At 62.0% G+C, this 13,319-nt stretch carries 8 protein-coding genes and 1 pseudogene; 2 read left to right on the forward strand and 7 right to left on the reverse strand.

The features are described from left to right. Positions 1-726 precede the first annotated feature (726 nt). From GSM73_RS14445 to glcD, 7 genes and pseudogenes are all read right to left on the reverse strand, one after another. Complete coding sequence (locus GSM73_RS14445) at positions 727-2,913, reverse strand: response regulator (protein WP_076383857.1); 2,187 nt, start codon at positions 2,911-2,913, stop codon at positions 727-729. Between the two features lie 505 nt (positions 2,914-3,418). Continuing rightward, positions 3,419-5,116 carry an L-lactate permease gene (locus GSM73_RS14450; protein ID WP_047228255.1) on the reverse strand — a complete coding sequence of 566 codons (1,698 nt, stop codon included), beginning with the start codon at positions 5,114-5,116 and terminating at the stop codon, positions 3,419-3,421. 249 nt (positions 5,117-5,365) lie between these two features. Beyond that, positions 5,366-7,543: a malate synthase G gene (locus tag GSM73_RS14455; protein WP_076383856.1), complete on the reverse strand. Its 2,178-nt coding sequence runs from the start codon at positions 7,541-7,543 to the stop codon at positions 5,366-5,368. 78 nt (positions 7,544-7,621) lie between these two features. Next, on the reverse strand, positions 7,622-8,023 hold the full coding sequence (locus GSM73_RS14460) for a heme-binding protein (protein WP_047228253.1): 402 nt from the start codon (positions 8,021-8,023) through the stop codon (positions 7,622-7,624). Between the two features lie 12 nt (positions 8,024-8,035). Next, positions 8,036-9,253, reverse strand: a complete 1,218-nt coding sequence (glcF, locus tag GSM73_RS14465; protein WP_107322043.1) for a glycolate oxidase subunit GlcF — start codon at positions 9,251-9,253, stop codon at positions 8,036-8,038. Between the two features lie 2 nt (positions 9,254-9,255). Continuing rightward, a pseudogene (gene glcE, locus GSM73_RS14470) lies at positions 9,256-10,313 on the reverse strand (glycolate oxidase subunit GlcE). A 5-nt stretch (positions 10,314-10,318) separates the two neighbouring features. After that, on the reverse strand, positions 10,319-11,818 hold the full coding sequence (gene glcD / locus GSM73_RS14475; protein WP_047228251.1) for a glycolate oxidase subunit GlcD: 1,500 nt from the start codon (positions 11,816-11,818) through the stop codon (positions 10,319-10,321). Positions 11,819-12,069: 251 nt separating this feature from the next. Here glcD and glcC point away from each other — a divergent pair, with 251 nt between their 5' ends. Beyond that, positions 12,070-12,843: a transcriptional regulator GlcC gene (gene glcC / locus GSM73_RS14480; RefSeq protein ID WP_047228250.1), complete on the forward strand. Its 774-nt coding sequence runs from the start codon at positions 12,070-12,072 to the stop codon at positions 12,841-12,843. 102 nt (positions 12,844-12,945) lie between these two features. Continuing rightward, positions 12,946-13,107, forward strand: a complete 162-nt coding sequence (locus tag GSM73_RS14485) for a DUF2986 domain-containing protein (RefSeq protein WP_160893035.1) — start codon at positions 12,946-12,948, stop codon at positions 13,105-13,107. The last annotated feature ends 212 nt before the right edge of the window (positions 13,108-13,319 follow it).

Consider the following 13,319-nt stretch of genomic DNA (forward strand, 5'->3'; position numbering starts at 1 on the left):
ACCACAAGCCCAAGCACCAAGGTGGATAAAGTCAAACGCATGATAGAAACCTCAAGAATGCCGCATCGGGGAAAGATGGCCGGTACGCGCGGGCGTCAGTCTACGCCAGATAGCGTCGGGCCATGTCACTTGGACAACAAACGGAGGGGTAGTTTTATGACAGGCAAAAAAAAGCCCGCTGGGGAAACGGGCAGGTACTGCGGTTACTGCTTTCTAACGGATGAGCCAAGATTACGCGCCCGCTTGTGAAAGAAACGTGAAAGAAACCGTCGTGAAAAAAAAGATGAAGAATATTTATGCCAGAGGCTGGAATGGTGTCGTGGCGGGGAGCTTGCTCCCTCGCCACGATGACAGGACTGAATTGTAGAGTTGCAACGTTACTTCCTGACCGGGACCCTGGGCAGGAACTTGGCCTTTTCCCCTCGCGGCACTTTGGACACCTTGGTCCTGATGGATTTGATCGGCTCGTCGCCAAAGTCCGCCCTATAGGCCGATTGCCCACACTGCAAACCTTCATTGATCGGATATGCGGCTCCGTTATCCTCGCTGTACGGTGCTCCCATCGCCTTTCCCCTTTTCGTCGAGGCCCACACCGGCAACAACCCGTTGCCTGAAAAATATAGGCCTTCACGACTTTCAGACTAGTCGGTCATCAAAGGACTGATTATTCAGGCAAGCGTCTGGCCGACGAATGGAGCTGCGTGACTTGCCCACGGACCGCTTTATTCAATCCGCCCCGCCATCGCGGCTCAAGATCCGGGAAACCTGATCGGCCGAATAGGGCTTGGATAGAAACTCGAAATCTTCATGGCCACGGTGGGCCAGCTCCTCGCTATAACCCGACGTCAGGACCACCGGCAGATCCGGGCGGCGCCGGCGCAGTGCCTTGGCCAGGGCAATGCCGCTGATGCCGGGCATGACGACGTCGGAAAATACCGCGTCGAACGCCATCGCATCCGGGCCAACCATATCCAGAGCCTCCTCGGCGTTGGTCGCCCAGGCCGTTTCGTAGCCCAGATCCTGCAGGATCTGATTGGCAAAACGCCCGACCTCCAGGTTGTCCTCCACGATCAACACCCGACGCTTGCCCTTTTCCAGCAGCAGGGGCGTGGTTTCCTCCCGGTTGGGCTCATCAATCTCTTCAGGCTCGACTTCCGGCAGGTACAAGGTAAACACCGTCCCCTCCCCGACCACGGTCGAAACATCCACGTTGCCGCCAGACTGTTTGGCAAAACCGAACACCTGGGACAACCCCAGCCCGGTGCCCTTGCCCACTTCCTTAGTGGTAAAGAACGGCTCGAAAATATGCTCCAGGACTTCTGCCGCAATGCCGGTGCCGGTGTCCGCCAGGGCAATGGCGGCAAAAGACTGCCCGGCTCCCGCGTGACCTCGGATCGGCGGCATGCCAGCACCGCCAATGAGCCGCAGCGACAACGTGCCTTGCCCATCCATGGCATCCCTGGCATTGAGGGCCATGTTGATCAGCGCCGTTTCAAACTGGCTCAAGTCAGCGCGGATGTAACAAGGCCGGTCGCTCAGCTCGACCTTGACCTGAATCCGCGCCCCCGTGACGGTCTGCAGCATGTCGCCGAGGCTTTGCACCTGCTTGCCCACATCGATGACTTGCGGTTTCAACGGCTGACGCCGGGCGAAGGCGAGCAACTGGCTGGTCAGCTTGGCGGCACGCTCCACCGTCTCGGAAACCGCCGTCATGTAGCGGTTGCGCCGCTCATCGGAGAGGTTAGGCATGCGCAGAAAGTCGACGGAGGAACGAATGATCGTCAGCAGGTTGTTGAAGTCGTGGGCCACCCCGCCGGTGAGCTGGCCGATGGCTTCAAGTTTCTGCGACTGGCGCAGGGCCGCTTCGGTCTGTTTCAGGCGCGTGGTGCGTTCCTCGACCCGCTCCTCCAGCGTCGCGTTCAGTTCCGCCAGGGCCGCTAGCCCCTCGCGCACGGCGGCGTCCGCGCGGGTCCGCTCGATGTGAGCCCAGGATCGTTCGGTCACTTCCATCAGCAGCGCCAGATCGTTGCTGGACCAGACCCGCGGCGTTTTGTCGTGGATGGCCATCAATGCGGTCAAACGTCCGTTCTTGATCAGCGGCACGCAAATGGTCGCGGCGATACCGATCGCCTGGAACGTCGCCGCTTCCTCGGGCGCCAGCTCCTTGAGGTTATCGTTGACCACCAGGGGTTTGCCGGCCCGCAGGTTGGCAACCGCCAGCCGACCAAAATCCGCCAGCCGGTAATGCCCGACAATACTGGGTGACCCCGCCCGAGCCCAATCACCGCGAATGGTGAAGCCATCCTCGTCCTCATCCATATCCGCATAGGCGCAATTGGACAGGTTCAGGTGCGCCGCCAGAATCCGCGTGGTGGTGGCCATGATGGCCTGTGGGTCGGTGGCATTCGCCACGGCATTGCCAATGGCATCCAGCACCGCCAGGCGCTGGGTCATGAACACCGTGGAAGTGGTCTCGGTGACGGTGTCCAGCATGCCCACGACCTTGCCGAACTGATCACGGATGGGGCTGTAGCAGAACGTGAAATACGCCTGTTCCAGGCCGCCGCCACGCTCGATGATCAGGGGAAAATTCTCGATATAAGTCGCCTGCCCCTCGAAGGCCGCCCGCACAATCGGGCCGATGTCGCTCCAGACTTCCTTCCACACCTCATCGAACCGCCGACCCAGCGCTTGGGGTTTATTGCCGAGGATGGGCACGAAGGCATCGTTGTACAACGTGATCAGTTCCGGCCCCCACACGATGGCCTGGGGGAAATGCGAGGCGAGGCTCAACGCTACGGTGGTCTTCAGCACATCGGGCCACTGTTTCGGCGGCCCGAGCGGGCTGGCGTCCCAATCGTGGCCGCGAACCCGTTCAGCCATCTCTCCATAGCTTTGCAGCCAGTCTGTCATTGCGATCGATCCTTCTCAGCCGCCAATACAATCAGGGGGAAGCGGTTGTGACCCCAAGCCGGGCCGTATTATCCCGCGCCGGAGGGGAATGCGCGATTGGATTGTGGGACGTGTAGGGCTGTAAATGGGGGTGGAATGGCGGAATTGGCTGATTGAGCTACGGAAATATCCCACATGTCATTGGGAAACCTCCGCGCTATCAATCCCTTGCGTATTTTTTGTGGTGGCGCCTATAGTCTGAGCGTCGCCCAAAATGGCGATGGGGTTTGGCACAGCTTTACTGCATTCCGCTGCGTGACGGTTGCGACGTGATGGATGTGATTGCAAGGCGGTTGGATGCGGCGCCAGCGGGTACCCTTCTATAAAACGCCAGACACTCCAAAGCCCCTGATTCATCACGAATCAGGGGCTTTCATTTACAACCTGTCAACAGATGCGCTGGTTTAGCTCCGGTGGACTCGCCTGACCGAAGCTGCCCGCCCCATCGGCGGGCAGCCTGCAGGTTTCAGGACTTCGTCAGCGGATCGCTGATACCCAGCAGATAGAAGCCGATCATGCCGATGATACCGGCCAGGACGATGTAGTACAGCGTCGGCAGCATGGTCTTGCGCAGGGTGATGCCTTCGCGACCCAGCAGGCCGACTGTCGCCGACGCCGCCACCACGTTGTGGATGGCGATCATGTTGCCGGCCGCCGCGCCTACCGATTGCAACGCCACCATCAGCGCGCCGGAGATGCCCAACAGTTGCGCGGTGTTGAACTGGAACTGCGCCAGCATCAGGTTGGACACGGTGTTGGAGCCGGCGATGAATGCGCCCAGTGCGCCCACCGCCGGGGCGAAGAACGGGTACACGCTGCCGACACTGTCTGCGACGAGACGCGCCATTGCCACCGGCATCGACACCAGGTCCGATCCGTTCACCCCTGAGTTGATCAGGATACGCACCATCGGGATGGTGAAGATCAACACGAAACCGGCGCCCAGCAAGGTTTTGCTCGATTCACTCACGGCCGCCACCAATTCGCTGGCGCGCATGCGGTGCAAGAAGAATGTCATCAGCGCAACCACGCAGAGCAAACCACCTGGCAGGTAGAGCAGTTCCAGGCTGGCGGACACGCCCGTCTCCCCCAGAATGTCTTTGGCCCCGAAGCTCAGGGACAGCAGCCAGGCCTTGAGCGGTGGAATGTTGCGCGACAGCACCAACAACACGGCCAGCAGCACATAGGGTGCCCAGGCCATGGGGACGGAAATCGCTTTTTTGCCGGCCATGTCGTCGAGCTTCATCTCGATCCTGCCCATCCACTCCGCTGGCCACTCGCTGGCCGGGGCAAAATCCCAGGTGGTCTTGGGCAATAGGAAGCGCGCTTTGGCAGCCGGGATCACGATGCTCAGGCCCACCAGGGCACCAATCATCGAAGGGAATTCCGGACCGAGGAACACCCCAGCGGCGGCGTAAGGGATGACGAAGGCGAGGCCAGTGAAGATCGCAAACGGCGCCATGACCAGGCCTTCGCGCCAGGATTGGTTCTTGCCGAAGAAGCGGGTCATGATGCTGATCATGATCAGCGGCATGAGAATCCCGCAAAGGGCATGGATGATCGCCACCCGCGAGACGATCAAATGGAAGAACACGTCCCAGTTGCTGCCCACAGCAGCCAGTTGCGCGCCAAGACCGGTCTGGTCAAGTCCGCCTGTGACCCCGACCACCATGGGCGTGCCGACGGCACCAAAAGACACCGGCGTGGACTGCACCAGCATGCCGAGTACCACCGCGGCCATGGCCGGGAAGCCCAGCGCGACCATCAACGGCGCGACTACCGCCGCAGGTGTGCCAAAGCCCGAAGCGCCCTCGATGAAGCAGCCGAACAGCCAGGCCACGATCAGCGCCTGGACCCGACGGTCCGGGCTGATATTGGCAAAGCCACGGCGAATGGAGCTGATGCCGCCGGAATGCTTGAGGGTGTTGAGCAACAGAATGGCACCGAAAACAATCCACAGAATCGCCGCCGTCAGGACGAGGCCCTGCAGCGAGGACGCCAGGACCCGATTCAACGTCATGTCCCAGGCCCCGAGGCCGATCAGCGCCGTCAGTACGAAGACCACGGGCATGGCGTATTTGGCTGGCCAGCGAAAGCCGATCAGTAACACGCCCGCCAGTACCAGCGGCACGAAGGCCAGGATGGACAGCAGTGTTTGACTCATGGTTTTGGTTCCTTTTTATTGTTGTGAACCACAGTTTGCCGGGGGTATCCGGCGCCACGCATCCAGAGCACAGGTGCTCCGCGAACCGCGTCGACAGGGGATCACCCGTCGCCGCGCTCATGCTCAAGGGCCCCGGCAGCCATGGGCTGTCGGGGCCTGTTGTATTGCGCCCCCGCTAAAGCAGGGGCTTTCGGGGTTGCGGTCACGACGCACACCGCAGCCCCTCGACGATTGCAGAGCGTGTCTCCCTCAGGCCTGTTGCTTGAACCGCAGACGCCAGGCGTGCAGCAGCGGTTCGGTGTAGCCGCTGGGTTGCTCGCGGCCCTTGAACACCAGGTCGCAGGCGGCCTGGAACGCCATCGAGGCGGCATAGTCATCGGCCATGGGGCGATACAGCGGATCACCGGCGTTCTGCTGATCGACCACCTTGGCCATGCGCTCAAGGCTTGCGCGCACCTGAGTCTGGCTAACGACGTTGTGGTGCAGCCAGTTAGCAATGTGTTGGCTGGAAATACGCAGTGTGGCGCGGTCTTCCATCAGGCCGACGTTGTGGATATCTGGCACTTTGGAACAACCCACGCCCTGCTCGACCCAGCGCACCACATAACCGAGGATGCCCTGGCAGTTGTTGTCCAGCTCTTGCTGGATCTGGCTGGCGCTCCAGTCAGGCTCGGCCACCACCGGCACGCTGAGCAGGCCATTGAGCAGGTCGTCGCGCTGACTGTTGAGGTCGATGGCTTCCAGCTCGCGCTGCACCGCCTGCACATCCACTTGGTGGTAGTGCAAGGCATGCAAGGTGGCAGCGGTCGGCGACGGGACCCAGGCCGTGTTGGCGCCGGCCTGGGGATGGGCGATCTTCTGCTCGAGCATGGCGGCCATCAGGTCCGGCATGGCCCACATCCCCTTGCCAATCTGCGCCCGACCACGCAGACCGCAGCTCAAGCCAACCAGCACGTTGTTGCGCTCGTAGGCCTGGATCCAGGCGCTGCTCTTCATGTCGCCCTTGCGCAGCATCGCACCGGCCTCCATGGCGGTGTGCATCTCATCACCGGTGCGATCGAGGAAGCCGGTGTTGATGAAGGCCACCCGCGCCGCCGCGCTGGCGATACACGCCTTGAGGTTGATACTGGTGCGGCGCTCTTCGTCCATGATCCCCATCTTCAGGGTGTGCCGGGGCAAGTGCAGCAGGTCTTCGATGCGCGTGAACAACTGATCGGCAAAGGCCACTTCAGCCGGGCCATGCATCTTCGGCTTGACGATATAGATACTGCCGGTACGCGAGTTACCGTGGCGCTGGAGGTCATGCAGGGCGATCAAGCTGGTCATCACCCCGTCGAGGATGCCTTCGGGGATCTCGTGGCCTTCGCCGTCGAGGATCGCCGGGTTGCTCATCAGGTGCCCGACGTTGCGCACAAACAGCAACGAACGGCCGTGCAGCTTCAACGCACCACCAGCGGCAGCGGTGTACTCGCGGTCCGGGTTGAGACGGCGCACGATAGACTTGCCGCCCTTTTCCAGCGCTTCGCTGAGGTCGCCTTTCATCAGGCCGAGCCAGTTGCGGTAGATCAGCACTTTATCGGCCGCATCGACCGCTGCGACGGAGTCTTCGCAGTCGAGAATGGTCGACAGCGCGGACTCCACCAGCAGATCCTTGACCCCTGCGCCATCGCTGGCGCCGATCGGGCTCCCGGCATCGATCTGGATTTCCACGTGCAGGCCGTTGTTTTTCAGCAGCACCGCTGTCGGCGCGCTGGCCTGGCCCTGATAACCGACGAACTTGTCGGCCTGGGCCAAACCGGTCTGGGTGCCGTCAGCCAGGGTCACCTGCAGTTGCCCCTCACTGACCCGGTAATTGACCGAGTCGGCATGCGAGCCCATGCGTAAAGGCGCGGCCTGATCGAGAAACGCACGGGCGAAGGCGATGACTTTGTCACCACGCACCTGGTTGTAACCCGGGCCCTTTTGAGCACCACCGTCTTCAGCGATGGCATCGGTGCCGTACAACGCATCGTACAAAGAGCCCCAGCGCGCATTGGCGGCGTTCAACGCGTAGCGGGCATTCATCATCGGCACCACCAGCTGTGGACCGGCCTGGTGGGTGATCTCGCTGTCAACGTTGGCGGTGCTGACCCGCACCGTGTCTGGCTGCGGCAACAGGTAGCCGATGGACTCGAGAAAATCGCGATAGGCCGACATGTCGCTGATCGGGCCTGGGTGCGCGCGGTGCCAGCTGTCCAGCTTCGCCTGCAGCGCATCGCGCTCGGCCAGCAGCGCACGATTGTGCGGCGCCAGGTCATGCACCAGGGCGTCGAAGCCGGCCCAGAACGCCTCGCGTTCAATCCCGGTGCCGGGCAGCACTTGCTCGTCGACGAAACGTTGCAGGTTGACGGCCACTTGCAGGCGCTGGCAGTTCACGCGATCAGTCATTTTCACTCTCCAAAAAACAGTAGGTGGCCGGCGTCAGATGTCAGCGCGGCTCACTGAACAGGCGCCTAGCCCTTGTAATCAGCCCAATGCGGCGATACCGGCTTTGGCCACTTGGGCGTCCTGATCGGCCTTGACCCCGGAAACGCCCACCGCGCCAATCACCTGGCCGTCGACAATCACCGGCACACCACCTTCCAGCGAAGTCAGCAGCGGCGCGGACAGGAACGCGCTACGCCCGCCATTGACCATGTCTTCATAACCTTTGGTTTCACGACGCCCGATGGCGGCGCTGCGGGCCTTCTCGGCGGCGATGTAGGCGGCGATCGGTGAGCAGCCATCCAGGCGCTCCAGGGCCAGCGGATGCCCGCCGTCGTCGACCACGCTGATGCTCACGGCCCAGTGGTTTTTCTCCGCTTCACTGCGGGCAGCGGCGAGGATTTTGCTGACTTCGGTCTGGCTCAATACGGCTTTGCTAAGCATGCTGTTCTCCGGTTAATTCAGGGCTTCTTCGACCAGTTCGATCCAATGCCGCACAGGGGTGCGACCGGCGCCGTCGAGGTGGGTCTGGCAGCCGATGTTGGCGGTGACAATCGCCTGCGGCTTACCGCTTTCCAGGGCATTGAGTTTGTTGTCGCGCAACTGCCTGGACAGCTGCGGCTGGGTTAACGAATAGGTCCCGGCGGAGCCGCAACACAGGTGACTGTCGGGCACAGCCGTCAAACCGAACCCGAGGCGAGCGAGCACGCTTTCCACGGCGCCCCCCAGCTTCTGCGCATGCTGCAGAGTGCAGGGGCAGTGGAAAGCCACGCGCTTGTCGGCATGCACACCCAGTTGCTCCAGAGGTTCGACGCTGAGCACTTCAACCAGGTCTTTGGCCAGCGTACTGACGCGCCTGGCTTTCTCGGCGTAGGCCGGATCCTGCGCCAACAGATGGCCGTAATCCTTGACGAAGGCGCCGCAGCCGCTGGCGGTCTGCACAATGGCCTCGGCGCCCTTCTCGATGGCGGGCCACCAGGCATCGATGTTGCGCCGCGCACGCTGCAAGCCTTGCTCTTGGGCGTCGAGGTGGTAGTCCACTGCGCCGCAGCAACCGGCTTCATTGATCGGCGTGACGCTGATGCCGAGGCGATCGAGCACCCGCGCCGTGGCGGCATTGGTGTTAGGTGCCAGGCCAGGCTGCACACAGCCCTCAAGCATCAGCACACGGCGTGCATGGCGTGGCTCGGGGCGGGGTTTGGCGGCACTGGCGGTGCGCGGCAATTTGGCCTTGAGGCTGGCCGGCAACAGCGGACGGAAAACCTGGCCAACCTCAATCAGCCCTTTGAACAGCCGCGCATGGGGCACCACGGCACGCAGGCTTTGACGCAATACGCGCTGAGCCAGCGGGCGCGGAACGGCGGCATCGACTACCGCGCGGCCGATATCCAGCAGATTGTGGTACTGCACGCCCGACGGGCAGGTGGTCTCACAGTTGCGACAGCTCAGACAGCGATCCAGGTGCAGTTGGGTCTTGGCCGTGACTTCGTTGCCTTCCAGCACTTGCTTGATCAGGTAAATGCGCCCGCGCGGGCCGTCCAGCTCATCACCGATAAGCTGGTAGGTCGGGCAGGTGGCGTTGCAAAAGCCGCAATGCACACAGCTGCGCAGGACGCGTTCGGCTTCCTCGGCGCGCGGCAGGTGCTTGGCCTGTTCACTCAGATGGGTCTGCACAACTACACCTCGCGATACATTCGGCCAGGGTTGAAAATGCCCTGGGGGTCAAGCTGGGTTTTGAGCTGTTGGTGGTAGCGCAGCAACGGGGTGGCCAGCGGATGGAATGGACTGTCGCAGTGGCCGGCGGTGAAACAGGTGGCGTGGCCACCGGCTTGGGCGGCGATCTGGCGGATCAGCGCGACATCGGCATCGGACTTGAGCCAGCGTTGGGCGCCTCCCCAGTCGATCAGTTGCTCACCGGGCAGCGCCAACACGTCGGTGTTGGTCGGCACCGACAATCGCCAGAGCGGGCGCGGGTCTGCGAAGAAATCCAGGCGTTGCTCGCGCAGGTCAACCCAGTACGAGCTCTCAAGCAGCTCACCGCCGAGACGCTCGCGGGCCGCTGCGACCGAGCCTTCACCACCTTCCAGGCGCAGGTGCAAAGCCTGACCATCATGGCTGGCGGCGCTCAGCGAAATGGGTTGCTGACCCCACTCGGCCAGTTTGCGCAAAGCCAGCGCGGCGTCCATCTCCAGCCGCAGACTCAGGCACTGGCGCGGCTTGGGCAGCACTTTGAGCGACACCTCGGTAATCACTCCCAGGCAGCCAAAGCTCCCGGCCAGCAGCCGCGACAGGTCGTAGCCGGCGACGTTCTTCATCACCTCGCCGCCAAAGCGCAGGTGCTTGCCCGTTCCGGTGATCAAGCGGGTGCCCAGGACCAGGTCACGAACCGCGCCGGACCAAGGCCGGCGCGGGCCCGAAAGACCTGCCGCAACCATCCCGCCGAGGGTCGCGGCGCCACCAAATTGCGCAGGCTCGCAGGTGAGCATCTGTCCGGCCGCGTCCAGCGCCGCCTCCAGCTCAACCAGCGGCGTGCCGGCGCGGGCGGTGATCACCAACTCGGTCGGGTCGTAGCTGACGATGCCGCGGTGGGCACGGGTATCGAGCACTTCGCCTTCGGCCTTGCGACCGAGAAACGCCTTGCTGTTACCCCCTGAATGCGCAACGCCGTAGCACTGTTGAGGGCGTGATTGACTTGTTCCAGCAACGCCTCGCTGGCGTCGCAGTCGTGCTGCATCACCATTAGAAGCGCTCCAGTTCAGGAAAGGGCAGCTGGCCGTGGTGCACGTGCATGGCGCCGAATTCGGCGCAGCGGTGCAGGGTCGGAATGTTCTTGCCGGGGTTGAGCAGGCCACGCGGGTCGAAGGCTGCTTTCACCGCGTGGAACAGGGTCAGTTCGTCACTGTTGAACTGAACACACATCTGATTGATCTTCTCGCGCCCCACCCCGTGTTCGCCGGTGATGCTGCCGCCCACCTTGACGCAGAGTTCGAGAATCTTGCCGCCCAGGGACTCGGCCCGCTCCAGCTCGCCGGGTTGGTTGGCATCAAACAGAATCAATGGGTGCATATTGCCGTCACCGGCATGGAACACGTTGGCCACACGCAGGCCGAACGCCTCGGACAGCTCACTGATGCCCTTGAGCACCCCGGGCAGTTCGCGACGTGGAATGGTGCCGTCCATGCAGTAATAGTCCGGCGAGATACGCCCGACGGCCGGGAAGGCATTCTTGCGCCCGGCCCAAAACTTGACCCGTTCAACCTCATCGCGAGCCATGCGCACTTCGGTGGCGCCGGCCTCGCCCAGCACCGCGCGGACACGCTCGCAGTCGTCGTGCACGTCGGCCTCCACACCGTCCAGTTCGCACAGCAGGATGGCCTCGGCGTCCACCGGATAACCGGCGTGTATAAAGTCCTCGGCGGCGCGAATGGCCAGGTTGTCCATCATCTCCAGGCCGCCGGGGATGATGCCGGCCGCAATGATTTCACCCACCGCGCGCCCGGCTTTCTCCACCGAATCAAAGCTGGCCAGCAACACCTTGGCCACCTGCGGCTTGGGCAACAGCTTGACCGTGACTTCAGTGATGATCCCCAGCATGCCTTCGGAGCCGGTGAACAAGGCGAGCAGGTCGAAGCCGGGCGAATCCAGGGCCTCGCTGCCCAAGGTCATGCGCTCGCCTTCAACCGTGAGGATTTCCACCTTGAGCAGGTTGTGCACGGTCAGGCCATATTTGAGGCAGTGCACGCCTCCGGCGTTCTCGGCGACGTTACCGCCAATCGAACAGGCGATCTGCGAGGATGGGTCCGGTGCGTAATACAGGTCGTAAGGGGCGGCCGCCTGGGAGATGGCCAGGTTACGAACGCCCGGCTGAACGCGAGCGAAGCGCCCTTCTGGATTGACTTCAAGGATGTGCTTGAAGCGCGCCATCACCAGCAAAATCCCCTGGACCAATGGCAGCGCACCACCGGACAAGCCCGTCCCTGCCCCGCGTGCCACCACGGGCACACGGCGTTGATAACAGAGTTTGAGCAGGCGTTCGACTTGTTCGATGCGCTCCGGCAATACCACCAGCATCGGCGTGGTGGTGTAGGCAGAGAGGCCGTCGCACTCGTAGGGTTTGAGGTCTTCCTGGGTGTGCAGCACTTCCAGGTCAGGAAGCTGCTGGCGCAGTTCCGCCAGCAGCGCTGACTTGTCCACTTCAGGCAGCGCCCCATCAACGCGCTCGTCGTACAAAATACTCATGGTAGGCTTTCTCGCTTTATTGTTCTTTTGTGCCGCGCCGGTAGCGAGCCGGGCTGCTTGTTATGCGCTATATGTAGAGCCTTGCAGGGTGGTCGTCTATCACCGGACGAACTGGTATGACCAGTTTATTCAAGCCCGCCTCTAACCCGTATTTGCCAAGGGCCTTACTTATAAAGGGGTTAGTGGCTATATTGGGCGCAGCGTAAATGACCATATAAAACTGGTACTACCAGTTAGCCGAGGCCCCTGACATGCTCGAAGAAACATCCGCCGTTCGCCGCCAGGTCAGTGATGTGGTCGCCGAGCGGATCGAACGATTGATCGTCGATGGCGTGCTCAAGGTGGGCCAGGCGCTGCCCTCGGAGCGCCGTCTGTGCGAGAAACTGGGAATATCCCGCTCGGCCCTGCGTGAAGGGCTGAAAGTGCTACGCGGGCGCGGCATTATCGAGACCGCCCAAGGCCGTGACTCACGGGTGGCCACGCTGAACGGGAACCGCGATGCCAGCCCACTGATGCACCTGTTCAATTCGCAGCCGCGCACCCTGTTTGATCTTCTGGAAGTGCGCGCACTGCTGGAAGCCGAATCAGCACGCCTGGCCGCCTTGCGCGGCACCGATGCAGACTTTGTCCTGCTCACCCGGCGCTACGAAGAAATGCTCGCCGCCCACAGCCAACCCGTACCTGCCGAGCCGCGCGAACATGCCCGCCTCGACCACGCCTTCCATCTGGCGATCTGCGAGGCCTCGCACAACCCGGTGTTGCTGCACACCCTGCAGTCGTTGACCGATTTGATGCTCAGTACGGTGTTCGCCTCGGTCAACAACCTCTACCATCGCCCGATGCAAAAACGCCAGATCGACCGCCAGCACACCCGGCTCTATCACGCCGTCATCGAGCGCCTGCCAGAACAAGCTCAGCGCGCTGCGCGCGAACACATCCACAGCATCCGCGACAACCTCAAGGAAATCGAACAGGAAGAGCAACGCCTGGTACGTGCGACCATGCGGCTTGAGGGTTGGGGGTAGGTTTCTGGATAGCGGGGCCGGCTGGGAAGCGCAAAATCAATGCTTGGTTTCACACCCAAACTTTCACCATCATCCAAGACTTTGCAAACCGAGTAGAAAAGTATGAATCGTCGTAAAAAAATAAATCAGTTACTGAAAGCTCACGCAAAAAAGGCGAGTGCCAAACTGGCCCCGCCGAAGAAATCCAAATACATCAGCAAGGCTGACCGATTGAAGCTGGCTGCCGAACCCGCTCCGGATTCAGTCATAACCCCTGAGGGCTGAGTCTTCGATCTTAAGCGCCAGTCGCATCAGCAATGGCGGTGAAAGTGGGGCTGCTGCGCAGCCCAGCGGGAGCAAGCTCCCTCGCCACAGTGGTTCAGGCAGGTCTTGAGTGAATTGCACCTCGATCGTTCCCACGCTCCTGCGTGGGAATGTCGCCAGGGACGCTCCGCGTTCCGCTTCTGGAAGATGACGCAGAGCGTCACGGGATGCAT

This window comes from Pseudomonas sp. PICF6 (assembly GCF_009831705.1).
Lineage (GTDB): Bacteria > Pseudomonadota > Gammaproteobacteria > Pseudomonadales > Pseudomonadaceae > Aquipseudomonas > Aquipseudomonas rhizophila.